General features: G+C 73.0%; 20 protein-coding genes and 1 pseudogene. 12 read left to right on the forward strand and 9 right to left on the reverse strand.

What is annotated here, in order from left to right:
- The first annotated feature begins 90 nt into the window (after positions 1 to 90).
- Positions 91 to 687 carry an acyltransferase gene (locus IM778_RS15565; protein WP_194409722.1) on the forward strand — a complete coding sequence of 199 codons (597 nt, stop codon included), beginning with the start codon at positions 91 to 93 and terminating at the stop codon, positions 685 to 687.
- Between the two features lie 42 nt (positions 688 to 729).
- Here IM778_RS15565 and IM778_RS15570 read toward each other — a convergent pair whose 3' ends face one another.
- Positions 730 to 1875, reverse strand: a complete 1146-nt coding sequence (locus tag IM778_RS15570) for a glycosyltransferase (protein ID WP_194409723.1) — start codon at positions 1873 to 1875, stop codon at positions 730 to 732.
- A 66-nt stretch (positions 1876 to 1941) separates the two neighbouring features.
- On the opposite strand from IM778_RS15570, the gene IM778_RS15575 reads away from it, so the two are divergent.
- From IM778_RS15575 to IM778_RS15610, 8 genes and pseudogenes are all read left to right on the forward strand, one after another.
- A complete protein-coding gene (locus tag IM778_RS15575) occupies positions 1942 to 2199 on the forward strand; it encodes a glutaredoxin domain-containing protein (protein WP_194409724.1) in 258 nt (85 codons plus the stop codon).
- Positions 2200 to 2404: 205 nt separating this feature from the next.
- On the forward strand, positions 2405 to 3259 hold the full coding sequence (gene kynA, locus IM778_RS15580; protein ID WP_194409725.1) for a tryptophan 2,3-dioxygenase: 855 nt from the start codon (positions 2405 to 2407) through the stop codon (positions 3257 to 3259).
- Positions 3259 to 4236 (forward strand): amidohydrolase family protein, encoded by a 978-nt coding sequence (locus tag IM778_RS15585; RefSeq protein WP_194409726.1) that lies wholly within the window; start codon positions 3259 to 3261, stop codon positions 4234 to 4236. Before kynA ends, IM778_RS15585 begins: the two co-directional genes overlap by 1 nt.
- Complete coding sequence (locus tag IM778_RS15590; RefSeq protein ID WP_194409727.1) at positions 4223 to 5539, forward strand: kynureninase; 1317 nt, start codon at positions 4223 to 4225, stop codon at positions 5537 to 5539. The genes IM778_RS15585 and IM778_RS15590 overlap by 14 nt, the downstream gene beginning before the upstream one ends.
- Positions 5540 to 5694: 155 nt before the next feature.
- Positions 5695 to 6309 (forward strand): annotated as a pseudogene (locus IM778_RS15595) (MFS transporter); the annotation flags it as partial.
- Positions 6310 to 6617: 308 nt separating this feature from the next.
- On the forward strand, positions 6618 to 7310 hold the full coding sequence (locus tag IM778_RS15600; RefSeq protein ID WP_337905414.1) for an MFS transporter: 693 nt from the start codon (positions 6618 to 6620) through the stop codon (positions 7308 to 7310).
- 50 nt (positions 7311 to 7360) lie between these two features.
- Positions 7361 to 9139 carry an aldehyde dehydrogenase family protein gene (locus IM778_RS15605; protein WP_194409728.1) on the forward strand — a complete coding sequence of 593 codons (1779 nt, stop codon included), beginning with the start codon at positions 7361 to 7363 and terminating at the stop codon, positions 9137 to 9139.
- A complete protein-coding gene (locus IM778_RS15610; RefSeq protein WP_194409729.1) occupies positions 9136 to 10791 on the forward strand; it encodes a GMC family oxidoreductase in 1656 nt (551 codons plus the stop codon). Before IM778_RS15605 ends, IM778_RS15610 begins: the two co-directional genes overlap by 4 nt.
- 856 nt (positions 10792 to 11647) lie before the next feature.
- Here the strand turns inward: IM778_RS15610 and IM778_RS15615 are convergent.
- The 3 genes from IM778_RS15615 to ypfJ form a co-directional block, all read right to left on the reverse strand.
- On the reverse strand, positions 11648 to 13210 hold the full coding sequence (locus IM778_RS15615) for a DEAD/DEAH box helicase (RefSeq protein ID WP_194409730.1): 1563 nt from the start codon (positions 13208 to 13210) through the stop codon (positions 11648 to 11650).
- 325 nt (positions 13211 to 13535) lie between these two features.
- The gene (pip, locus tag IM778_RS15620; RefSeq protein WP_194409731.1) at positions 13536 to 14600 is read right to left on the reverse strand and encodes a prolyl aminopeptidase; all 1065 of its coding nucleotides are present in this window, start codon (positions 14598 to 14600) and stop codon (positions 13536 to 13538) included.
- The gene (gene ypfJ / locus IM778_RS15625; RefSeq protein ID WP_194409732.1) at positions 14597 to 15466 is read right to left on the reverse strand and encodes a KPN_02809 family neutral zinc metallopeptidase; all 870 of its coding nucleotides are present in this window, start codon (positions 15464 to 15466) and stop codon (positions 14597 to 14599) included. Before ypfJ ends, pip begins: the two co-directional genes overlap by 4 nt.
- A 73-nt stretch (positions 15467 to 15539) precedes the next feature.
- Between ypfJ and IM778_RS15630 the strand changes: the two genes are divergently transcribed.
- From IM778_RS15630 to IM778_RS15640, 3 genes are all read left to right on the forward strand, one after another.
- Complete coding sequence (locus IM778_RS15630) at positions 15540 to 16547, forward strand: malate dehydrogenase (RefSeq protein ID WP_194409733.1); 1008 nt, start codon at positions 15540 to 15542, stop codon at positions 16545 to 16547.
- Between the two features lie 8 nt (positions 16548 to 16555).
- Entirely contained in the window at positions 16556 to 18409 is a 1854-nt protein-coding gene (locus IM778_RS15635; protein WP_194409734.1) for a cation:proton antiporter, read from the forward strand.
- Between the two features lie 67 nt (positions 18410 to 18476).
- Complete coding sequence (locus IM778_RS15640) at positions 18477 to 18950, forward strand: recombinase family protein (RefSeq protein WP_194409735.1); 474 nt, start codon at positions 18477 to 18479, stop codon at positions 18948 to 18950.
- A 34-nt stretch (positions 18951 to 18984) separates the two neighbouring features.
- Here the strand turns inward: IM778_RS15640 and IM778_RS15645 are convergent, their stop codons facing one another.
- The 5 genes from IM778_RS15645 to IM778_RS17805 are packed head-to-tail and all read right to left on the reverse strand — an operon-like array spanning position 18985 to position 24170.
- A complete protein-coding gene (locus IM778_RS15645) occupies positions 18985 to 19728 on the reverse strand; it encodes a hypothetical protein (protein ID WP_420488833.1) in 744 nt (247 codons plus the stop codon).
- Entirely contained in the window at positions 19716 to 21491 is a 1776-nt protein-coding gene (locus tag IM778_RS15650; RefSeq protein ID WP_420488834.1) for a serine/threonine-protein kinase, read from the reverse strand. Before IM778_RS15650 ends, IM778_RS15645 begins: the two co-directional genes overlap by 13 nt.
- Positions 21488 to 22870, reverse strand: a complete 1383-nt coding sequence (locus tag IM778_RS15655; protein ID WP_194409737.1) for an FHA domain-containing protein — start codon at positions 22868 to 22870, stop codon at positions 21488 to 21490. Before IM778_RS15655 ends, IM778_RS15650 begins: the two co-directional genes overlap by 4 nt.
- Positions 22870 to 23715: a PP2C family protein-serine/threonine phosphatase gene (locus IM778_RS15660; protein WP_194409738.1), complete on the reverse strand. Its 846-nt coding sequence runs from the start codon at positions 23713 to 23715 to the stop codon at positions 22870 to 22872. The genes IM778_RS15655 and IM778_RS15660 overlap by 1 nt, the downstream gene beginning before the upstream one ends.
- A complete protein-coding gene (locus IM778_RS17805; RefSeq protein ID WP_228484872.1) occupies positions 23712 to 24170 on the reverse strand; it encodes an FHA domain-containing protein in 459 nt (152 codons plus the stop codon). The genes IM778_RS15660 and IM778_RS17805 overlap by 4 nt, the downstream gene beginning before the upstream one ends.
- Positions 24171 to 24525 lie beyond the last annotated feature (355 nt).

Genomic DNA, 24525 nt, shown 5'->3' on the forward strand with positions numbered 1-24525 from the left:
CCCAGTGCCCGCGGAGGGTCCCGCGCGCATTCTAACCCCAATCCGTCGCACAATGGAACCCAGAATCGGAAACGAGCAGGAAGCAGCTCCATGGGTGACCCAGCGATCGTCGAGGCCTCCGCCGATGTGGCCGACAGCGCCCAGCTGGGTGACGGCACGCGTGTGTGGCATCTCGCCCAGGTTCGCGAGGACGCAATTCTGGGGGCGGACTGCATCGTCGGCAGAGGAGCCTATGTCGGCCCGGGCGTCGTTGTGGGCGATGCGTGCAAGATCCAGAATCACGCACTCGTCTACGAGCCGGCGTTGCTTGGGGACGGCGTCTTCATCGGACCGGCCGCGGTGCTCACGAACGACGAGTTCCCGCGCGCTGTCAACCCCGATCTCACGCTCAAGAGCGCCGACGACTGGCACGCGGTCGGGGTGACCGTCGAGGACGGCGCGTCGATCGGGGCGCGAGCGGTGTGCATCGCCCCGGTCAGGATCGGTGCGTGGGCGCTCGTGGCGGCGGGCGCGGTGGTGACGAAGAACGTCCCCGCCCACGCCCTGATGGTCGGGACGCCGGCGCGTCGCGTCGGCTGGGTCGGGCGCACCGGCAAGCCTCTCGATCGGGAGGGCGACGTTTGGGTGTGCCCCGACTCCGGCGAGCGGTATGTGGAGGTCGGCGACGCGATCCGGCTCGTGGACTGACAGCCACAGCGACGCCGGGCGGCACCCTGCTGGCTCGGGCTCCTACAGCTCGCCGGGGGCCGTCGCCTGCGCGTCGATCTCTTCGACGATGCGGCGGGCACGGCTCGGCTCGGCGCCGGGCTTGCGGGGCGCGTACACGACGAGCGAGTGGAACACGAACCGCGCGAAGAACGCCACGACGAGCGTGATGGCCGTGGCCACGACGGCCGAGAAATGCCAGGTCTCGACCATCAGCGCCATGATCGGGATGCGGATGAGCGCCTCGGCGTTGTTGAACGTGAACGACTTCGCGAACCGCAGCCAGCCGCCCGACGCATGCTCGCGCATGTCGTGGAACACGAACCGCTCCTGCAGCAGGAAGTTGCCGATGATCGTCGTCTCGGCCGCGACGATCGCCGCGACGATGTAGTCGACGCCGAGCTGGGTGAGCCCCCACACGATCGCGATGTTGGCGACCGCGCCCAGTCCGCCGATGACCGCGAACAGCGACATCTTGCCGAATCGCAGGCCCGTCAGCTGCGTCAGGAAGTGCACGCCCTGTCGCACCGACGCCTTCGACTCCCCCGCGTGACGATCGGCGAAGTCGAACGGCACCTCGGCGACACGCAGCGGCCGCCGCGCGAGGATCTCGAGCAGGATCTTGAAGCCGCGCGGCTTGAGGAGCGCCTGATCGACGCTGCGGCGGTCGATGAGGAAGTACCCGGTCATCGGGTCGGTGACGTCCTTCAGCCGGATGGGGAACATCGCCCGCGTGAGCGCCGTCGCGACCTTCGAGACCATCACCCGCGTGCGGTCGGCGAGACCGTGGGCGGTGCCCCCGCCCGCGTACCGCGACGCGATCACGACATCGACGTCGCCGCGCGAGAAGCGCTGCCACAGCTCGGGGATCTTCTCGGGAGGATGCTGCAGATCGCCGTCGATGACCAGGCACGCATCGGCGGCGGCCGCCGCGAACCCCTCGAGCACCGCTCCACCGAGCCCCCCGCTGGGTCGATCGCGGTGGATCACGCGCACCGGCAGCGGGGCGGATGCCGCGACCTCGCGCACGACGTCGGGCGTGGCATCCGTGCTGTCGTCGACGAACACGATCTCGGCGTCGATGCCGTCCGCGGCCGCGGCGACACGCCTCACCAGCTCCGCGACATTGGGAGCCTCGTTGTAGGTCGGGACGATGATCGACAGCTGCATCGCGGCCCATCCTCGCACGCATGGCCGTACGGCGCCCATCCAGGATTCCCGGGTGAGAATGGAACGGTGACCTCCCCCAGCACGATCACGATGTTCGGCGCCGATTGGTGCCGTGACTGCATCCGTACCAAGCGACAGCTCGACCAGCTCGGCGTCTCGTACACGTACGTCGACCTCGTCGCCGATCCGGCGGCGGCCGATGTCGCGCGCGACATCTCGGGTCGCACGAACATCCCCGTCGTCGTGTACCCGGACGCCTCGCACCACGTCGAGCCGTCGAACGCCGCCGTCGAAGCCAAGCTGCGCGAGCTGTCGCTCATCTGACGCGTTTCGTCTCGCTCGTTCCTCGCTCGCTCAACGACCGGGTGGTTCCGACCGGTCGTCGAGCGAGCGACCGGTCGTTGAGCGAGCGACCGGTCGTCGAGCGAGCGAAGCGAGACGAAACGCAGAGACGAAACGCAGAGGCGAAACGCCCCGGACCTCGGGCAGACCCTGACGCCGCGGCATCCGTCGTCGTTAGGCTGAGGCCGTGAGTGAGGGCGTCGAACGCAATACCCGGGCGATCGAGGGCACGGTCGTGACCGACTTCGAGGACCGCATGAGCTACGGCGGCTACCTCGACCTCGAGACCCTGCTGTCGGCGCAGCGGCCGCTGAGCGACCCAGAGCACCACGACGAGCTGCTGTTCATCGTGCAACACCAGACCACCGAGCTGTGGCTCAAGCTCGTGCTGCACGAGCTGGCGGCCGCGTGCCGGCTGCTGCGCGAGGACCAGCTCGCGCCCGCGCTCAAGTGCATCGCGCGCGTCAAGCACATCCAGAAGACGCTGACCGAGCAGTGGTCGGTGCTGGCGACCCTGACGCCCGCCGAGTACGCGCAGTTCCGGGGCGTCCTCGGCAACGCGAGCGGGTTCCAGTCCCCGCAGTACCGCGCGGTGGAGTTCACGCTCGGCAACAAGAACGCCGCCATGCTGCGGGTGTTCGAGGCCGATCCGGCCTCGCACGAGATGCTGCGGACCGCGCTGGAGGCCCCGAGCCTGTACGACGAGTTCCTGCGCATGCTCGCCCGGTCGGGCTATCCGGTCCCCGCCTCGGTGCTCGAGCGCGACGTCACCGCCGCCTGGACGTACACCCCCGAGCTCGTGCCGGTGCTCGTCGAGATCTACGCCGACCCGCAGACCCACTGGGCCGCCTACGAGACGTGCGAGGAACTGGTCGACCTCGAGGACAACTTCCAGCTGTGGCGCTTCCGCCACCTCAAGACGGTCGAGCGCATCATCGGGCTGAAGACCGGCACCGGCGGATCCAGCGGCGTGCCGTTCCTGCGACGCGCGCTCGAGCTGACGTTCTTCCCCGAGCTGTACGCCGTACGGACCGAGCTGTGATGGCCGACCCGTTCCGGCTGCGCGCCCTCCTCGGCGACGACGCGGGGCTGTGCCGTCGCGCCATCACCGGCGAGCACGGGGTGTCGCTCCCGCCGTTCATCGACCACCACGTGCACCTGCACCTCATCGACGAGAGCGGGCTGGCCGCGCACGGCATCGCCGGCGTCGTAGACCTCGGCGGCGACCCGCTCACGCTCGCGCGCCGAGCAAGACGCGGCATTCCTCTCGTGACATATGCCGGCGCCTTCCTCACCGCAGCGGGCGGTTATCCGGTCGGGCGATCCTGGGCGCCCGACGGGATCGTGCGCGAGATCAGCAGCGCCTCGCAACACGCCGGCGCCGCCGGTGGCGCGGCGACCGCGGTCGACGAGCAGGCGTCGTTCGGGGCATCCGTCGTCAAAGTCGTCCTCAACAGCGTCGCCGGGCCCGTGCTCGACGCCGAGACGCTCGCGGTCATCGCCGCGACGGCGCGCTCGCGGGGGCTTCCGGTGGTGGCGCACACGGAGGGCGAAGGGATGCCGCAGCTCGCCCTCGACGCCGGAGCCGCGGCGCTCGCGCACACGCCGTTCACCGAACTCGTCGGACGCAAGCTCGTCGCGCACGCCGTGGCTGCCGGGCAGGTGTGGATCTCGACGCTCGCGATCCACCGCGACGATCCCGAGGCGGCAGAGAACGCGCGCCTGAACCTCGCGGGCTTCGCCGCGGCGGGCGGGCGCGTGCTCTACGGCACCGACCTCGGCAACGGCGAGCTGCCGGTCGGCGTCAACGCGGACGAGATCGAGGCGCTCGGCCGGGCCGGCGTCACCGGCGCCGCGCTGATCGCGGCGATGTCCGACCCGTGGCCGCTCGACGCGCCGCCGCCCGGCGTCAGCACGTTCGTCCCCGGGACGCCCCCCGAGACGCTCGACGACATCGCGCGGTGGCTGGCCGGCGCCACGGTCGTGCCGACGGAGGAGCTCATCCATGACGAACACTGACCCGGCCGTGACGGCTGCACTCGAGGCCGAGGCATCCGCCCTCGACGAGGCCGACCCGCTGCGCGCGTTCCGCGACGCGTTCGTCGGATCCGAGACGTCGCTGGTGTACTTCGACGGCAACTCGCTCGGACGCCCGCCGCGCGCGAGCGTGGAACGGCTCGCCGCCTTCGCGCGCGACGAGTGGGGAGGGCGGCTCATCCGCGGCTGGGACGAGTCGTGGATGCAGCTGCCGTTCGAGATCGGCGACACCATCGGCCGCGTGGCCATCGGCGCGGCGCCGGGCCAGACGGTCGTCGGCGACTCGACGACGGTGCTGCTCTACAAGCTCGTGCGCGCGGCCCTCGACGCGGCGCAGGCGGCCGATCCGGCGCGCGTCGAGATCGTGGTCGACCGCGACAACTTCCCGACCGACCGCTACGTCGTCGAGGGGATCGCCGCCGAGCGCGGCGGGCGCGTGCGATGGATCGTCCCCACGCCCACTCCACACGCCGCTGGCGCGTCGCGCGGAGCCTCGGGGCGCGTGAGCCCAGTCGACGTCACCGCGGGTGTCACCGCCGATGCGCTGCGCGCCGCGGTCGGCCCGGCCACCGCGGTGGTGTTGCTGTCGCACGTCGCATACCGCTCCGGATATCTCGCGGATGCCGCCGCCCTCACCCGTGTGGCCCACGACGCCGGCGCGCTCATCGTGTGGGACCTGTGCCACTCGGCCGGCTCCGTGCCCGTGCAGGCCGATGCGTGGGAGTTCGACCTCGCCGTCGGCTGCACCTACAAGTACCTCAACGGCGGGCCCGGGTCGCCCGCCTTCGCGTATGTGGCCGCCGGGCTGCAGGACCGCCTGGCCCAGCCGATCCAGGGATGGATGGGCGCGGCCGATGTCTTCGCGATGGGCCCGGAGTACCGGCCTGCGGCCGGGATGCGCCGGTTCCTCTCGGGCACGCCGCCGATCGTCGGCATGCTCGCGATGCAGGACACCCTCGAGCTTCTCGAGCGAGCCGGGATCGACGGCATCCGTTCGAAGTCCCTCGCCCTCACCGAGTTCACGGTGCGCGTCGCCGACGACCTGCTGGCCCCGCTCGGGGTGACCGTCGCGTCGCCCCGCGACCCCGCCGAGCGCGGCGGCCACGTGACGCTGTCGCACCCGGCGATGCGCGCGGTCACCGCGCGGCTGTGGCAGCAGGACGTCATCCCCGACTACCGCGACCCCGGTGGTCTGCGGATCGGCCTGTCGCCGCTGTCGACATCGTTCACCGAGACGCTCGCGGGCCTCCGCGCCGTCGAGGCCGCCGTGCGCGCGGAGTCCTGACCCGCGGGCAGCTCCGGTCGTCGAGCGAGCGACGAAGGAGCGAGACGAAACGCCCCGGGGTGAGCGCGTCCTCAACCCCCGGTCGTTGAGCGAGCGACGAAGGAGCGAGACGAAACGCCCCGGGGTGAGCGCGCGCTCTGACCTACACTGGCGCGATGAGCAACGAGGCTCCCGCGGCACCCGAAGCCACCGGCATCCCGTCGTCCCGTCTCGGCCGCGGCACGATCGCGCGCTACGCGACCGGCTCTCTCGGCACGGGCGGCTTCGCGACGCTGCCCGGGCTGGTGCTGGCCTACTACCTCACCGACTCCCTGGGTGTCGCGGCGCTCGCGGCGGGCGCGGTCATCACGATCGCGAAGGTGTGGGATGTCGTGATCGACCCGGTGATCGGCGCTCTGACCGATCGCGACCTGGCCCGGCACGGCAGCAGGCGCCGGCTCATGCTGATCGGGGCATGCGCGCTGCCGGTGCTGTTCGCGTTGACGTTCGCCGTGCCCCCGGCGCTCGGACCGGTCGTCGGGGCGATCTGGGTGCTCATCGCGTTCACGCTGACCGCGACGGCGTTCAGCCTCTTCCAGGTGCCGTACATCGCGCTGCCCGCCGAGCTCACGCCGCGGTACGACGAACGCACGCGGCTGCTGACGTGGCGCGTCGTCGTGCTGACGCTCGCGATCCTGCTGTTCGGCGCGGGCGGTCCGGCGCTCCGCCGCGTCGCCGACGATCCGGTCGCCGGCTACCTCGTCATGGGGGTCGTCGCCGGCGTCGCGATCGGCCTCGGCATGCTCGTCGCCACGACCGTCGCGCGGCGCGCGGCCGCCCAGCTCCCTGCCGTGACCCCTCCCTCCTCCCGCGAGAGTGCAGCTGGTCGCCGAGAGGTAGGCAGCTTCCCTGTCCCTCGTCCGTCAGCTGCACTCTCGCGGGAAGAGGGCCGGGCCGGGGCCCGGCCGGGGCCGAGGCCCGGGCAGGGGCCGAGGCCGAGGGCCGGGCCGAGCGGGCGGAGCGGGCGGAGCGGGCGGAGCGAGGGCGAGGGGGCGAGCGCGGGCGCGGGCCCGGCATCCGCGAGCACTACGCGGCGGGCGTGCGGGCGCTGCGGCGCAGCGCGCCGTTCCGGGCGCTGCTGGGCACGTTCGTGCTGCAGGCCCTGGCCACCGGGCTCATGCTGGCGGGCGCGCAGTACGTCGCCACGTGGGTGCTCCACTCCGAGGCGGCCGTCGAACTGCTGTTCGTGGCGCTCATCGCGCCGGCGCTGCTGGCCGCCCCCGCGTGGGGTGTGGTGGCCCGACGCCTCGGCAAGGAGCGGGCGTTCCGGATCGCGAGCACGGTGTTCGCCGTCGCGGCGCTGTCGATCCTCGGCGTGCTGTGGGCGCCCGGCGACTGGATCTATGTGCCGGTGGGCGTCGCCGGCATCGCGTACGCGGGCATGCAGTCGCTGCCGATGGCGATGCTGCCGGATGTCATCTCGCACGACGAGCGCACCTCGGGCCCCGGCAGTGCCGGAGCCTTCAGCGGCGTGTGGACCGCCGGCGAGACCGTCGGATTCGCGCTCGGCGCGACGGCGCTGTCGATCATCCTGGCGCTGACCGGATACGTCTCGTCGGTCGCGGGGCAGGTCGTGACGCAGCCGGATGCCGCGGTCACGGGCATCGTCGTGAGCTTCAGCGTCGTCCCGGCCGCCCTGATCGCGCTCAGCCTGGCGACGCTCGCCCGGTACCCGCTGCGTCGGCGCGACGTCGACCTCCCGGCGGACGGGATCCGGTCGCACGACGGATGACACCGAGTCCGCGGACGTAGACTGGGGCTCCCGCCCGAAGGAGAGCGCCCGTGCCGAACGCCGCCCCCGCACAGTCCCGACCGCGCGCCGACGACCCGGCCCTCGCAGACGAGGTGCGTGACCACCTCGACGCCTGCATCGCCCGGCTCGACGAGGGCGCGCGGGTGTGGTCGGCCCTCACCCTTGACCAGCGCGCGCGACTCATGACGCGGCTGCACGACTCGATCTCGGCCGCGGCGGAGGAGTGGGTCGACACGGCCGCCACCTCGAAGGACCTCGCGCCGGGGCATCCCCTGCGCGGCGAGGAGTGGCTGTCGGGTCCGTACGCCGCCATCGTGGCGGTGGACGCGTACGCGAGCACCCTGCGCGTGCTCGCCCGTGGCGGCAGTCCGCTCGACGACGTGACGACGGATGCCGCGCCCGGCGGTCGCGTGCGCGCACACGTCTTCCCGACGACGGCCGTGGACGGCATGCTGCTGTCGGGCTACACCGGCGAAGTGTGGTTCGAGCCCGGGGTGACCGCCGAGGACGCGCGGCGCCGCGCCGGCCTCGCACAGCTCACCCCGACCACGCCGGGCGGGGTCGGCCTCGTGCTCGGCGCCGGCAACGTCACCGCCATCCCCGTGCTCGACGTGCTGTACGAGCTGCTCGCCCACAACCGCGTAGCCCTCCTCAAGGTGAACCCGACGCAGGACGCCCTCGTGCCCGTGTTCGAGCGCGCGCTGGCGCCGCTCATCGAGCCCGGGTTCCTGCGGATCGTGCGCGGCGACGGCGACGTCGGCGCCTACCTCACCCGGCACCGCGGCATCGCGCACGTGCACATCACCGGTGCCGCGGCCACGTTCGACGCGATCGTGTGGGGGTCCGGCAAGACGGCGGCGCGACGCAGGCGCGAGAACCGGCCGCAGCTGAAGAAGCCGATCTCGGCCGAGCTCGGCGGGGTCTCGCCGATCATCATCGTCCCGGGCGAATGGAGCGAGGCCGACCTCGCGTTCCAGGCCGAGCACGTCGCGACGATGCGGCTCTACAACGCGGGGCACAACTGCATCGCGGCGCAGATCGTGATCGTGAGCGCAGACTGGCCGCAGCGCGCCGCGTTCCTGCGCGCGCTGCGTGCGGCGTACGAGGCCGCGCCGCGGCGCTCGGCGTGGTACCCCCGGAGCGACGCGAGTCTCGGGGCCGCGGCATCCCACTATCCGAACGCGGCGTGGTGCGCGGACGGCACGCGCGCGCTCATCGAGATCGGCCCGGACGACGACGCGACCGCGCTCGAGACGACGGAGTACTTCTCCCCCGTGCTGGGGGTGGTCTCGCTGCCGGGGACCGGCCAGGAGTTCCTCGACACCGCTGTCGCGCACGCGAACGAGGCGCTCGTCGGCACCCTCGGGGTCAACGTGCTCATCGACCCCGAGACGCAGGCGGCGCTCGGCGACGGCTTCGAGCTCGCGGTGGCCGACCTGCGCTACGGCACCGTGTCGATCAACTCGTGGACGGCCTTCGGCTTCCTCACGCCCACGCTCACGTGGGGCGGGTTCCCCGGGGCGACGCCGCAGAACATCGAGAGCGGCATCGGGTTCGTCCACAACGCGCTGCTGCTCGACGGCGTCGAGCGGTCGGTCACCCGCGGTCCGTTCCGGCCCTTCCCGCGGGCCCTCGCACCGCGGTCGCTCGGAGCCTCCAAGGGCCGGTCGTTCTCGGTGCTGCCGAAGCCGCCGTGGTTCGTCACGTCCCGCACCGGCGCGGCCGTGAGCGAGGGCTTCACGCGGTTCCGCATGGACGGCGACTTCGCGAAGCTCATGGTCACCTTCGTCCACGCCTTCAGGGCATGAGGACCGCGCGGCCCTTCGGCGCCGATGGGCTCGAGGCCGACTACGTCGTGGTGGGCGCGGGCTCCGCCGGGTCGGCGCTGGCCGCGCGGCTCACCGAGGATCCCGGCGTCTCGGTGCTGCTGCTCGAGGCAGGCGGCCCCGATCGGGCCCTCGAGCTGCACGTGCCTGCGGCGTTCAAGAAACTCTTCCGCAGCTCCTACGACTGGGACTACGACACCGTGCCGCAGCCGCAGCTCGAGGGCCGGACGGTGTACTGGCCCCGCGGCAGGACGCTCGGCGGGTCGTCGTCGCTGAACGCGATGATGTGGGTCCGCGGATTCGCGGCGGACTACGACGAGTGGGCGACGGCTGCCGGCGAGGCGTGGTCGTGGGAGTCGCTGCTCCCCCGCTTCCGCCGCGTCGAGCGCACCGCCGACGCCGCCGACGAGACGCAGGGCGCGGACGGCGCGCAGCCGATCGAGCCGCAGCGCGATCCCCGGCCGCACACGGCCGCGTTCCTGCGGGCGGCGGCCGAGGCGGGGCATCCCGTCACTCCCGCGAATCTGCCGGAGGGCCAGGGGTTCTCGCAGACCATGGTGACGCAGCGACGCGGCGCCCGTGCGTCTACGGCCGATGCGTACCTGCGCCCGGCGCGGCGCCGCGGCAACTTGCGCGTGCTGACCGGAGCCCACGTGAGGCGGGTGACGTTCGCGGATGCGCCGGCCGGCGATGCCACCAGGGCGCGCACGACGGGCGTGTACGTCGACATCCGGGGCATCGCGCGGCACGTCCGCGCGCGCCGCGAGGTGGTCCTGTGCGGCGGCGCGATCAACACGCCGCAGCTGCTCATGCTGAGCGGCATCGGGCCGTCCGAGCATCTCGCCGGGCACGGCATCCGTGTCGTCGTCGACTCACGTGGCGTGGGCTCCAACCTCCAGGACCACCTCGTCGCCGGGCTCGCGCCTGCCGCGAAGGGCGGCACGCTGTTCACCGCCGAGAGCCGCCGCGAGCTGGCCCGCTACCTCGCCGGGCGGCGGGGGATGCTGACCTCCAACGTCGCCGAGGCGTACGGGTTCGTGCGCACCGAGGTCGCGGACCGGGCCGGAGTGCCCGCAGGGCTCCCCGACATCGAGATCATCTTCGCCCCGGCGCCGTACGTCGGCGAAGGGCTGGTGCCGCTGCCGGGCGAGGGGCTCACCGTCGGGGCCATCCTGCTGCGGCCGCGCAGCCGCGGCACGATCCGGCTGGCGTCGGTCGACCCGCACGCGAAGCCGCTCATCGACCCGGCGTACCTGTCGGACCCCGACGGCATCGACGCCGAGACGATGATCGCGGGACTCGCCGAATGCGAGCGTCTCATCGACACCGACGCGCTGCGCGCAGTGACCACGGGCGCCTGGATCCAGCCCGAGCACGGCGAGCGCCTGACACCCGCCGAGCGCGCCGAGCTGTCACTCCGCCGCTACTCGCACACCCTCTACCACCCGGTCGGCACCGCACGGATGGGCACGGATGACGCGGCCGTCGTCGACCCGTCGCTGCACGTGCGCGGGGTCACGGGTCTGCGTGTGGCCGACGCATCCGTCATGCCCACCATCATCCGCGGGCACACGAACGCTCCGGCGATCGTGATCGGCGAGGTCGCCGCCGACCTCATCCGCCGCGGCTCCTGACATCCCGGGGGCCGCGGGGCTTCGGGTGTGGCCCCGTCTCGGGGTGGCCGCGCTGCGGGTGGCCGCGCTGCGGGCGGCCGCGCTGCGGGTGGCCGCGCTGCGGGTGTCGCCGATTCGGGTGTCACAACACGCGGAATGCGCGAACCGATGCCGCGTGTCGCGCCACACGAACCCCAGCCGTCAGCGCAACCCACCGCGAGCACCCACCGCAAGTGGCACAACACGCGGAATGCGCAAACCGGTTCCGCGTGTCGCGCCACACGAAGGTCCGGGGCCAGCGCGACCGACCGCGAGCACCCACCCCAAGTGCCACAACACGCGGAATGCGCAAGCCGATTCCGCGTGTCGCGCCACACGAACACCCCACGCCGACCGCGCGACGCGCGTGTTGCGTCACACGAACGCCGGACGCCGAGTGCCGAGTGCCGAGCGCCGAGCGCGCGAAGGCCGTGGTCAGCGCGAGCGACCGCGAGCACCCACCTCAAGTGGCACAACACGCGGAATGCGCGAACGGATGCCGCGTGTCGCGCCACACGAAGGTCCGGGGCCAGCGCTACCGACCGCGAGCACCCACCTCAAGTGGCACAACACGCGGAATGAGCGAACGGATGCCGCGTGTCACGCCACACGAACACCCCACGCCGAGCGCCGAGCGCGCGAAGGCCGTGGTCAGCGCGACCGACCGCGAGCACCCACCTCAAGTGTCACAACACGCGGAATGAGCGAACGGATGCCGCGTGTCGCGCCACACGAATACCCCACGCCGAGCGCGCGAACACCCGAGCGCCCGAGCGCCCGAGCGCGCGACCGCCGAGCGCACGAACACGCGAGCGCGCGAACGCGCGAACGCCCGGGATCAGCGGCCGCTGCGGCGGTTCGTGCCGTTGGTGCGCACCACGGAGCCGACCATGAGCTTGCCGGTGCCGCCGCCCGAGGCACGGCGGCCCGGGGTGCGCGGGTTGCCCTGCGCGGGCTGTGCCGAGCGGGAGTGGCCCGCGCTCTGGTCGTGGCGCTGGTGCGTGGCCTTGTCGCGCGCGGTGGCGGCGTCGCGGCCCTGGCCTCCGGCCGAGCCCTGACCCGACCCGCGGCGGCGCGAGCCGCCCGAGCCGGCGCCGCGGCCCTGGCGCGAGGCATCCGTCGTCGACGACCGCTGTCCGTCGCGGGCTGCGCGCTTGCGCTGTGCGTTGGCACCCTGGCTCGTGCCGCCGCCGCGCACCTGCTGCTGCACGGGCTCGGGCTTGACGTAGGGGGCGACCTCGCCGACGAGCTGCGAGACCTCGGCCGACTCGGCCGTCACGGCCACGGGGGCGACCTTGATGGCCGCCTTGCGCAGCAGCTGCGCGACGTCCTTCTCCTGGCCGGGCAGCACGAGGGTCACGACCGCGCCCTCGGCGCCCGCGCGGGCGGTGCGGCCCGAGCGGTGCAGGTACGCCTTGTGCTCCATGGGCGGGTCGACGTGGATGACGAGCTCGACGTCGTCGACGTGCACACCGCGGGCCGCGACATCCGTCGCCACGAGCACCCGGGCCGCGCCCGACGAGAACGCCGCGAGGTTGCGGTCGCGCTGCGGCTGCGACAGGTTGCCGTGCAGGTCCACGGACGGGATGCCCTGCGAGGTCAGCTGCTTGGCGAGCTTCTTCGCGTGGTGCTTGGTGCGCATGAACAGGATGCGGCGGCCCTTGCCCGAAGCGAGCGTCTTCACGACGTCCTTCTTGGTCTCGGCATCCATCGTGAAGACGTGGTGGGTCATCGCCGCGACGGGCGAGTTCGCCTCGTCGACGGAGTGGAGCACCTCGTTCTGCAGGAAGCGGTTCACCAGCTTGTCGACGCCGTTGTCGAGCGTCGCGCTGAACAGCAGTCGCTGCCCGCCGGACGGCGTCGCGTTCAGGATGCGCGTGACACCCGGCAGAAACCCGAGGTCGGCCATGTGGTCGGCCTCGTCGATGACGGTGATCTCGATCGCGTCGAGGTGCACGTAGCCCTGCTTCATCAGGTCTTCGAGGCGGCCGGGGCACGCCACGATGATGTCGACGCCGGCATTCAGCGCCTGCACCTGACGGTTCTGGTTGACGCCGCCGAAGATCGTCGTGGTGGTGAGGCCGTACGCCTTCGCGAGCGGCGCGAGCACCGCGTCGATCTGGGTGGCGAGCTCGCGCGTCGGGGCGAGCACGAGGCCGAGCGGGCGGCCCTTGCGGCGCGTTCCGCCGGCGAGTGCGCCGCCGAGGCGCGCGGCCATCGGGATCGAGAAGGCGAGGGTCTTGCCCGAGCCGGTCTTGCCGCGGCCGAGGACGTCGCGGCCGGCGAGGGTGTCGGGGAGCGTGTCGATCTGGATCGGGAACGCGGTGGTCTTGCCGTCGGCGGCGAGCGCGTCGACGAGGGGCTGCGGCACGCCGAGCGCGCCGAAAGTGGTTTCAGTCATGAGGATTCTCTGGGCACGTCGGTGCCCTGTCGGTGGCCGGGGCGGATTTCACCCACGGGTCGCCGTACGAAAGTCGTCACCGGCATCGCACTTCGATGAGAAGGCGGCGGCGGGTATGGAAGCGTTCTACGACGCGAGAAGCGCACGAAGCGCTGCAAGACCTCCCACACTAGCAGTGCTCACCTGGGCGTTCCCCGCCACGGCACCGGCAGCGGGCACGAACACCGTGCGAAAACACCCGTCGGTGACGGCGACACGCCGGTGACGGATGCCGAGGCTCGGCGTGTCGCGCGACGGACGGGTGTTTTCGCAACCCGACCGCGGGTCAGGAGGCGGCCGGCTGCTCGTAGGGGGGTTCGTCGGCGGCGGGGGCGTCAGCGTCGGCGTCGGGGGCGTCGGCGTCGGAGGCGGGGGCGACGGATGCCGCGAAGCGGTCGGTCGCGGCGACGAGCGCGCGGGCGATGCCCGGCTCGAAGGCGGCGTGACCGGCATCCGGGATCATCTCGAAGGACGCCTCGGGCCACGCGCGGTGAAGATCCCAGGCGGTCATGGGAGGAGTGCACACGTCGTAGCGGCCCTGCACGATGACCGCCGGCAGGTGCCGGATCCGGTCGACTCCGGCGAGGAGCTGGCCCTCGTCGAACCATCCGCCGTTCAGGAAGTAGTGGTTCTCGATGCGCGCGAACGCCACGGCGGCGCGCGGCTCGGTCATCGCGGCGATGAGCTCGGGATCGGGCAGGAGCGTGAGGGTCGACGCCTCCCACCGCGACCACGCGACGCCCGCCGGCACGTGCACGGCGGGGTCGGGATCGCTCAGCCGCCGGTGGTACGCCTCGATGAGCTGCGAGCGCTCGAGGATCGGGATGGGAGCGATGAAGTCCTCCCACAGATCGGGCGCGACGGATGCCGCACCGCCCTCGTAGAACCACTCCAGCTCGTGGCGGCGCAGGGTGAAGATCCCGCGCAGCACGAGCTCTGTCACCGCGCGCGGGTGGGCCTGCGCATAGGCGAGGGCGAGGGCGCTGCCCCACGATCCGCCGAACACCTGCCACCGCGGGATCCCGAGGTTCTTGCGCAGCAGTTCGATGTCGGCGACCAGGTGCCAGGTCGTGTTGTGACGCAGGTCGGCGCGCGGCTCGCTCGCGTGCGGCGTGGATCGCCCGCAGCCGCGCTGATCCATCAGCACGATGCGGTAGCGCTCGGGATCGAAGAAGCGCCGATGCGACGGCGACGTGCCCGCGCCGGGGCCGCCGTGCAGCAGGACCACGGGCTTGCCGTCGGGGTTGCCGCTCTGCTCCCAGTAGACGCGGTTCCCCTCGCCGACGATCAGCTCGCCCGTCTCGTACGGCTCGATCGGCGGATAGAGGATGGCCTCGAGCTGCTCGTTCACAGGTCTCTCCCCGACACGGCGAACGTGTCGCAGGCCGAGACGCCGTTCTGGTAGCCCTCCTGGAACCAGCGCTGCCGCTGCTCGCTCGACCCGTGGGTCCACGACTCGGGGTTGACGAACCCGCCGGACTGCTCCTGAATGTGGTCGTCGCCGACGGTCCCGGCGGCGTTGAGCGCATCGGCGATCTGCTGCGGCGTGACCGGCTCGAAGTAGGGCACGCCGTTCTCGTCGCGCTGCTCGGTCATCGCGCCCACCCAGGCGCCCGCGAAGCAGTCGGCCTGCAGCTCGGTGCGCACGCCGTTGCTGTCGGGGCCGGGGCCGTTGTTCGGGTACCGGTCCATGACACCGGTGATGTGCTGCACGTGGTGGCCGTACTCGTGCGCGAGGACGTACAGCTGCGCGAGCTCCCCGGCGGACGCGCCGAACCGTTCGCGCATGAGCGCGAAGAACGTGGGGTCGATGTAGACGGTCTCTTCGGGCGGGCAGTAGAACGGACCGGTCCGGTTCGACGCCGTGCCGCACGGCGTGGGCGTCTGGCCGTCGACGACGATGAGCCCGGGCGCACGGTACCCCTGCACCTGCTGCTCCCAGTACTCGTCGAGCACGACGCTGCCTGCGGCGAGCCGGCAGTCGTCCCGCGCGTTCGCGTCGGCGCCGGTCTCGCACTGCTCGATCTGGGATTCCGCGCCGCCGCCCGGCTGGGGGGCGTTCGGGACGAGCCCCGAGATGTCGGTACCGGTGAAGAGCTGGAAGAGGATGACGGCGAGCGCGCCGATCCCCGCGATCCCGCCACCCGCGACCGCGGCTCCTGCCCCCCTACGTCGAGCTCGGTTCCCCCCGACGTTGGCGTTCTGATTGAACGTCATGCTGTTCACGGTACCCCGCGGGCCCCGAACCTGCTCGGAACCGGCCCCGAATCAGGGGGAATATGCTCGGGGCATGGCGAGCGCACCCACGACCGTGACCATCACCGGGGCGGGCGGCCAGATCGGGTATGCGCTGCTGTTCCGCATCGCGGCGGGCGACATGCTGGGCACCGATCGGCCGGTGCGGCTGCGGCTGCTCGAGATCCCGCAGGGTCTCCGCGCGGCCGAGGGCGCGGCGCTCGAGCTGCAGGACTGCGCCTTTCCGCTGCTGCACGACGTCGACATCACCGACGACCCGCTGACGGCCTTCCAGGGGGCGAACATCGCACTGCTGGTCGGTGCGCGCCCGCGCGGGCCCGGCATGGAGCGCGCGGACCTGCTCGCCGCCAACGCGGGCATCTTCGGACCGCAGGGAGCCGCGATCGGCGCGGTCGCCGCCGACGACGTGCGCGTGGTCGTGGTGGGCAACCCGGCGAACACGAACGCGCTCATCGCCGCGGCATCCGCGGCCCCGCACGTTCCCGCCGACCGCTTCTCGGCCCTCACACGGCTCGACCACAGCCGCGCCGTGGGCCAGCTCGCCGAGGCGATCGGCGTCGGGCCGGGCGCGATCGAGGGCGTCGCGATCTGGGGCAACCACTCGGCGACGCAGTTCCCCGACGTGTCGCACGCGCGGGTCGACGGGATGCCGGTGCTCGATGCCCTGGCGGAGCGCCTGGGCGGCCAGGACGCCGCGACGGCGTGGCTCGACGACGTGTTCATCCCGCGGGTCGCGAAGCGCGGCGCCGAGATCATCGAGGTGCGCGGCTCGTCGTCGGTCGCGTCCGCTGCGAACGCGGCCATCGAGCACGTGCGCGACGAGCAGCGCGGCACGCCGTGGACCTCCGCCGCCGTCCTCTCGCGCGGCGAATACGGCGTCCCGGAAGGGCTCGTCTGCTCGTTCCCGGTGACGTCGGACGGCGACGGCTACCGGATCGTCGAGGGGGTCGGGCTCGACGCCCGCGGTCGCCGCCGGTTCGAGGCATCGGTCGCCGAGCTCGTCGCCGAGCGCGACGCCGTGCGCGCGCTCGGGGTGCTGTAGGGCCGCGCGTGGACGTTCTCCTGCTCGCCATCGCCGCGGTCGTCGTGATCGCACTGGCCACGGCCATCGCGCCCAAGGTCGGCATCGCCGGACCGCTCGTGCTGGTGCTCATCGGGGCGGCGGTGAGCCTGCTGCCGTTCGTCGAGGTGCCCGAGATCGACCCCGAGTGGATCCTGGTGGGCGTGCTGCCGCCGCTGCTGTACTCCGCCGCGGTCGCGCTGCCGGCGATCGAGTTCCGGCGTGACTTCGGCCCCATCGCGGGACTGTCGTTCGTGCTCGTGATCGTCAGCTCGATCGTGCTCGGGCTGTTCTTCCTGGCCGTGATCCCCGGCATCCATCCCGCCATCGCTGTGGCGCTCGGTGCGATCCTGAGCCCGACGGATGCCGTCGCCACCTCAATCGTGAAGCGGCTCGGCGTCTCGCGGCGCGTCGTCACGATGCTCGAGGGCGAGAGCCTGCTCAACGACGCGACGGCCCTCGTGCTGCTGCGCACGATGATCGCCTCGGCCGCCGTCGCCACGACCGTCGCCGCAGACGCGTCCGTGGGAGTCGGGTTCCTGCCGGCCTTCGCGTGGGGAGTGGTCGTCGCCGTCGTCGTGGGGGCGGTGGTCGGCTATGTCAACCTGCGGCTGCGCGCCCTCATCGGCAACTCGGCGGCGAACACCGCGATCGGGTTCGTCGTGCCCTTCGTCGCCTACATCCCCACCGAGGAGCTCGGCGGCTCGGGACTCGTCGCGGCGGTCGTCGCCGGCATCGTCACCGGCCAGGGCGCCGCCCGCAGGTTCACACCCGAGCAGCGCATGGCCGACGAGCACAACTGGCGCACGATCGAGCTCGTGCTCGAGGGTGCCGTGTTCCTGGTGATGGGTCTCGAGCTCAACGCGATCGTGGCCGAGAACATCGCCGACCACAACGGGCTCGGCACCGGGCTCGGGATCGCCGCCGCCGCCCTCGGGATCGTCCTCGCCGTGCGCGCCGCGTACGTGTCGCTGCTGGTGTGGGCGCAGAGCCGCCGCGCGCGGGGCCGGCAGCGCGCCCGCCTCGAGGCGCTCGAGGAGAGGATCGACACGATCGGCTCGGGCGAGATCGCGGCCCCGCCGGCGCGGACGCCGCTCGACGCGCCGGCGACGGAGGAAGAGGCGGCGGGGACGCCGCCCGCAGAGAGCCCGGCGACCCCTGCGCCCTGGAGCGGGCGACGACGGCATGATCCGGATCCCGGCAGCCCGCGGGCGCAGCGCCGGCTCGATCGGATGCGACACCGCCTCCGGCGCGCGCTCGGGGACCTCGACTACTACCAGGCCTCACCGCTCGGCTGGAAGCACGGCGTCATCATCGTGTGGGCCGGCATGCGCGGCGTCGTGACGCTCGCCGCCGCGCAGACCCTCCCCCGTGAGGACACCGCCGACCGCGCGCTGCTCGTCTTCATCGCGTTCGCCGTCGCGGTCGGCAGCCTCATGCTCCAGGGCTTCACGCTGCCGTGGGTGGTGCGCCTCCTCCGGCTCGAGCGCCCGGGCGACGACACGCTCGACCGCGCCGAGCAGTCGGCGCTCGACGAAGACCTCCGCGACGCCGCGGTGACCGCCCTCGCGCGGTCGGAGCTGCGCCGCCGCGACGGCACGCCGTTTCCCGACGAGGTGCTGCAGCGCGTCGACGCGAAGTACCTCCAGCCGCCCGACGACGAGGCCAGCGCCCGCATGCACGAGATGCTCGAACTGCGGCTCGCGGTCATCGACGCGATGCGCGCGCGGCTGAACGAGCTGAGCTCGGGCGGTGGGTACAGCACTCCGGCGCTGCGCCACGCCCTCGCCGAGCTCGACGCCGACCAGCTCAGCCTCGAGCTGCGCCTCGAGGACGAGGACTGACGCCGTCCGGGCGGGTGCGCGCGGCCTGTGGCCGATGGGGGACAATGGACCAGAGCAAGGGGGCGCCATGAGCGAGATCACACGGACGGATGCGGCATCCGCCGACGCGTCCGCCGGCGCCGAGACCTCCCCGCTGCACCTGCCGCACGCGGCCGCGGAGTGCCCGAAGTGCTTCACCGAGCTGCAGGCCGACGGCACCTGGTGGCTCGCGCGTCCCGCCGGCTCGCGCCTCGTCGGCCTCGTGATCGCCCGCGACGACATGCCCTCGGTGGTCGAGCAGCGCAACGATCTCACCCGGTTCGGCGTGCCGATCGAGGGATTCCGTCACCCCGCACCCGAGACGCTCGAGTCGTGGGAGGAGCGGCTGGTGCGCCTCTTCGGCACCTTGAAGAGCGGGGACGTGCTGGTCGTGGCGAACGTCCACGCCCTCGGTCGTGACATCGACGAAGAGACGCGCACCGTCGCCGAGCTGCACCGCCGCGGTGTCGTGGTGAAGGTGCTCAGCCACGGCGGCCGTCACCTCTACGACGCCGGGCGCTGACCGAGCTTCGCCCCCCGATCGGTCAGCGGCCGGGTCAGTCGCCGGTGGCCGCGCTCGAGGTGTTGGCGCGCAGCTCCTCGTCGAGCAGCGGCAGGTCGTCGCGCGTGACGAGGCGCGCGGCGATGGCGTGCTCGACGAGCCGCACGCGGCGGTTCGTGGCGTAGGAGCGCACCCCGCCGCGGAGTCCGGGCACGCCGATGCGATCGAGCTTGTCGCAGACGTTGTCGAGCTTGCGGTTGAAGCGGGTGAGCGTCCACCCGATGCGGTCCGCGGCCTGCGCCGATGTCGGGAGCTCGCTCATGCCGGTGCCCTCGCGCTTGAGCACCGGCTCGGCGAGCGCGAGGATCATGACGCGCTGGCTGTGGGTCAGCGGCACGTCGCCGATCGTGCTCAGGCCGTCGTCGTCGGCGATCGTCTGCGTCTCGCGGAAAGGCGGTGCGGCGGAGTGGATCGTGAGCTCGTACGTCGTCGGCCCGGCGCTGAAGATCACCGACGTCGCGGCGAAGACGAGGGGCAGCCGCGCACCGGGGGCGAGCCACGCCTGCACGCGCCCGCCGGTGTCGGTCACCGTCGCGGTGAGCCGGCTGCCCACGTTCGACAGCAGCCACAGCCCGTCGTGGTTCTCGATCGTGAGGAAGTTGCGGTGCAGGAACAGGTTGTCGTCGATCGCGAGGTCGCCCTCGCGTCCGACCGTGAAGACCCGCTCCGGCTCGACCTCGAACCGCTCGCCGGCGAAGTCGACCGTCAGCCCGGCGGCGTCCCCGGTCACGGGACGCACTCCGTCACCGGCTCGGAGGCCCGGCCGTTCTCGCGCACGAGCATCACCTCGACGCACGTGGTGCCGGAGGGATCCGCCGGCACGGTGTAGTCGGGACTGTCGACCGACTCGGGCTCGCCGGTGGCACCGGTGCGGTCGATGACGGCGACGATGTAGTGGTCGCCGTCCGCGGGATCGGGGTTGGTCCACGCGAACCGCACCCCCTCGGCCGCGGCGGTTCCCGTGAGATCCTCGGGCGGCGGCACGACGGTGCTGATCGGATCCTGGGGCCGGGCCGCGGTCGCGGACGGTGCCGGCTCGGCCGCGCCGCCCGACAGGATCCCCGGCAGCGACACCCCGACGATGACACCCGCCACCACGACCAGTCCTGCCGCGAGCCCGATCCAGAGGCCGAGGCGCGGGCGACGGCGCGCGGAACCGGCGGTGTCGCCCGGGGCGGGCGCGTCGAAGGCCGGGACCGCCGGCCGATCGGCCGCGCCGGGACCCCAGGCCGAGGAGGCGGTGGCCGCCACGTCCGCTCCAGCAGGCACGTCGCCGGCGACCTGCGGACGCGTGGGCGCGGCCGTGAAGTCTCGGCCCCGGATCACGGTCTCGTCGAGCCCGGTCTGGTCGAGGCCTGTCCCGTCGAGCCCTGCGGGTGCGGTCGAGGAGGACGCGCGACGCATCGTGGCGTCGACGGCGTCGGGCGCGGGCGCGGCCGTCGGCGCCCGGACGATCGTCGCGTCGACGGCCGGTTCGGGACCGGACTGCGGAGCGAACGGCGACCCGCTCGGCGCGGTGGTCGCCGAGGGGCGGGTCAGTCCTGCCGCGGGGGCCGTCTCGGGGTCGATGCTCACGACGCCGCGCACGCGCGTGAGACCGTCGTCCTCGTCCTGCTCGACATCCTCCGGCACATGGTCGTCGAGGATGTCGATGGCCGTGACCCCGTGCGAGAGCTCGATCTGCACCTTCTGCAGGGCGCGCGCGAACGCGATCGCGCTCTCGTACCGGTCGGCGGAGGGCTTGGCCATGGCCCGCTCGAGGGCGCGCTGCAGCGACACCGGCGTGTCGGCGCGGCCGAGCGCCGGGAGGGGCATCGTCTCGATGCGCTGGATGAGCTCGGCGGCGCCGTTGCGCTGGCCGGGCAGCTCGAAGGGCGATCGGCCGGCCAGCAGCGTGTACACGGTCGCGCCGAGGGCGTAGACGTCCGACCGCGGGTCGCTGCGGGGCACGTCGGCGAACGACTCGGGCGGCGACCACGGGATCGACAGGCCCGCGGATTCGGCGGCGGCGCTCGTCGTCGAGGCGATGCCGAAGTCGGTGAGGGCGGGACGGTTGTACTCCGTGACCAGGATGTTGGCGGGCTTGATGTCGCGGTGGAGCACGCCGGCGCGGTGGGCCGTCTCGACGGCGGCCGCGACCTGGATCCCCACCCGCAGCGATTCGGCGACCGAGAAGGGCTCGCGCCGGTAACGCACCTGGAGGTTGGGCTTCGGGCAGTACTCCATCACCAGGTAGGGGCGGCCGTCGCGCGCGACCCCCGCCTGGTAGATCGTCACGATCGCGGGGTGCGTCGACAGCATCGCCATGACGTTCGCCTCGGCGGTGAACTCCTCGACCGAGGCGCTCGAGATGCGATCGGTGAGCAGCACCTTCACCGCAACGCGGCGCTTGGGCAGCTGCTGCTCGTAGAGGTACACGTCGGCGAACCCGCCCGATCCCAGCAGATCGAGGTAGGTGAAGCCCGGCAGGTCGGGCGGTGTCATCGGGGAGCGCTTGCTCACGGCATCTCCTCGACGGCGACGGTGATGCCGTCGCCCAGGTCGAGCACGTCGCCCGGCACCACGACCGTGCCCTCGCCCGGGTGCAGGCGCACCGGGTCGCTGCCGGCCCGGCGCAGCGTGGTGCCGTTGGTGGTGCGCAGGTCGGTCGCGACGATGCTGTCGCCCTCGACGCGCACCTCGACGTGGCTGCGGGAGATGTCCTGCTGCGGGCTGTCCACGGCGACGAGATGAGGCAGGTCGGTGCCCGAGACGCGCGTCGATCGCGGGCGCCGCCCGATCACGACGGTGCGATCGAGTGCGACCACCTGGCCGTTCGACACCCGCAGCCGGCCGGGTGACCGCGGTCGCGGCGGCGCGAGCGGCGGCACCGACGACGTGGGTGCCTCACTGCCGCGCAGCGCACGGGCCTGCGCGAGCGAGACCGTCGCTCCGTCATGGTCGCCCATGAGCGGCGGGTCGGCCGGCAGCTCGCGGCCGCGGATGACCGTGGTCAGCAGCGGATCGTCCTGCCCGGCGCTTCCGGGCGCCTCGGCCGGCTCATCGTCCGAGGGGATGAGCGTGGACTCGTCGGGGAGCAGCGTGTCGAGGTGCGCGACCGACGGCACGGAGGACGAATCGATCATTCCGCTCCGTGCCGACGCAGGCGCAGGCGCCGGCTCGGGGCGGGGGTCGGGCTCCGGCTCGGCCGCCAGCGCGGCGCGAGGCTCGGGCTCGGCCCCCAGCGCCGGACGGGGCGCGGGCGTCAGCGCGGGCTCGGGCTCCGGCTCCGGCTCGGGCTCCGGTGCGGGCGCAGGTTCCGGCTCGGCCCCGAGCGGGGCGGGCCCAGGTTCCGGCTCGGCCCCGAGCGGGGCGGGCCGCGCCTCGGGCGTCGCAGGCGCTGCGGTCCCGCCGGCGGCAGGCGCCGCGCCCTCCGGCTCCCACGCGACGACCGACGCGAGGACCACGCCGTCGGCCACCGGCAGCTCCGGCGATCCGGACGGGACGGCTGCCGAGGCCGTCGACGTGTCCGTCGCCGCGGCCGAGCGCGACGACACCGTGACACGACCGGCGTGATCCAGCACGCGCTCGCTCCACGTCGTGACGCCCTCGCCCGAGATGGTCTCGGGGTGGTCGGACCCGACCTGCAGCACGAAGGCGCCGCGCACCGCGACGCGCACCCGGTCGCCCTCGGCGAGCGCGACCGCGAACGACGGCATGGCCGTCAGCGACGCGCCGTACGCCCCGGTGAGCGTCTCGATGACCCCGCCCAGACCGCGGCCCTCGGCGAGGAGTCCGCGCACCCGCGCCGCGACCGCCACGGGGCTCCCGGGTTCGAGCACGACGACGCCGTGGGGCGTGGCCGCGACGAGCGACGCGCCCGGGGAGTACAGCGTGGGCATCAGAATCCTCCAGCGGCGACGGCGCGGGGAAGCGTGTCGCCGTCGATCTCGACATCGGTCGTGGGGGCTGCTGGTACCGTATCGCGCTCGCCCGAGTGGTCGGCGCGCGTGCGGACGACGACGGCATCGATCACGAGCACGGTGATGTTGTCGCGTCCGCCGCTGATCATCGCCTCGTGCACGAGCCGCGTGGCCGCCGCCTGCGGATCGGTCTCGTCGCGCAGCACCTCGAGGATGCGGGAGTCCTCGAGTTCGCTCGAGAGGCCGTCGGAGCACACCAGGATGCGGTCGCCGGCCTCGGCGGGGAACATCCAGTAGTCGGGCTCGCCGTCGCTGCCGGCGCCGATCGCGCGCGTGATCACGTTGCGTCGCGTGTCGCGGTGGGCGGCCTCCGCGCTGAGCTCACCGCTGTCGATGAGCTCCTGCACGACGGAGTGGTCGACGCTCACCTGCTCGAACCCGCCGCCGCTGAGCCGGTACGTCCGTGAGTCGCCGAGGTTGACGGCCAGCCAGTAGCCCTCGCCCGCGACATCGGCGATGACGACGCCGCTGAGAGTCGTGCCGGCGCCCGCGCCGGAGCCGGACGGCAGCGCGTCGACCCGCCGTCGCGCACGGGCGACCGCGGCGTGGACGTCGTCGATCGTGAGGCTGTCGCGCCCCGAGAACTCGAGGAACTCGTCGATGACGGTGGCACTCGCGATCTCGCCCGCTTGGTGCCCGCCCATGCCGTCGGCCACGAGGAACAGCGGCGACCGCGCCAGGAACGAGTCCTCGTTGATGCGACGGCGCAGCCCCGGGTCGGTCGCCGCGCCACACCGCACCGTGATCGGTGGGTTCTGGGTCATACGACGACCACCGCCGTGCTGCGGTCGCCGAGCTCGAGCCGATCGGCGTCGCGCAGCGTGGTGCGCACGCCCGGCACGAGCGGAAGGCGCCCGCCATCGCGCACCAGCACGGTCCCGTTCGTGGAATGGCGATCGACGATCCACGGACCGCGCTCGTCCGAGCCCACCTCGAAGTGCGTCTTCGACAGCGACAGTGTCTCGTCGCGTACCGCGACGGTCACCGCGCCCGCCTCGCCGGCCGGGTTGCGGCCGTACAGCGTGCGGCCGTAGACGGCCATGCGCGTGCCGTCGTCCCACGTGAGCACCGCGAGCACGGGCGCGTCGGGATACAGCGCGGCCCGCTGCGCGGGAGGGGGCACGGATGCCGAGACCCGCGTCTGCTCGACGTCTTCGGAGATCCCCGCCCCGGCGGGCACGAGAGCCGGGGCGAACGCAGCCGGAGCGGGCGCGAACACGGCGGGGGCCGGCGCGTACGCAGGCGAGGCCGGGACGTACGCGGGCGGAGCATAGGCGGCGGGAGCAGGAGCCGGCGGGCATAGGCGGCGGCAGCAGGAGCCGGCGCGAGCCCGCGAGGCGCCGGTGCCCGGTGCGCCGCAGGAACCATGACCGGCACCGTCGCGGGCGTCGCCGACGATGCGAGCGGCGCGGCGTACGCCGGGGGCGCCGCGGGCACGGGCCGCGCCGCGGGCGCGAGCGCCGAGGCGGCCGCAGGAGCGTGAGCGGGCGCCGGCGCTGAGCGGGCGCCGGCGCGGCGACATACGGGTTCACGGCGTGCATCGCGGATGCCGCGGCTGCGGCATCCTTCGTCAT

Source organism: Microbacterium cremeum (assembly GCF_015277855.1).
GTDB lineage: Bacteria > Actinomycetota > Actinomycetes > Actinomycetales > Microbacteriaceae > Microbacterium > Microbacterium cremeum.